This window comes from Helicobacter sp. T3_23-1059 (assembly GCF_053654515.1).
Genome location: NZ_JBSIUV010000256.1, coordinates 1 through 361, shown reverse-complemented (window position 1 = coordinate 361; position 361 = coordinate 1). Strand labels below are relative to the sequence as shown.

At 27.1% G+C, this 361-nt stretch carries 1 protein-coding gene; it reads right to left on the bottom strand.

Going from position 1 to position 361, the window contains the following annotated elements:
* Nucleotides 1-361, bottom strand: a 361-nt coding sequence (locus tag ACWIX0_RS14310; protein ID WP_454174632.1) for a hypothetical protein, incomplete at both ends; no start/stop codon positions are given.

The window sequence follows — 361 nt, the reverse complement described above, 5'->3', positions numbered from 1 at the left end:
TCATCACCCTTTCGTTTTTCTTTTAGCATTTTGTAGATAAACTTTGGAATCTTTTTAGGGATAATTAACATATATTCATACATACTATACGCCACCCTAACACTAAAGATTCTATAACTAAAATGCTTTTTATCATAAATCTTTGTAAGTGATTCTAATATAGATTCTAACGCATTATTGTTAGCTAAATCATTTGGAAAATCATCATTACTAATAGAATCAAAGCTAATATCTAGTGATTTATTTGCATTATAAAAATCAGCTTGGCTAGATATAATAACTTCATTAGATTTTCTACTTTCATAAACACTGGGCGTAAAGTAAAACTCATCTAATCCATCATAAGCAGTGATAATAGATA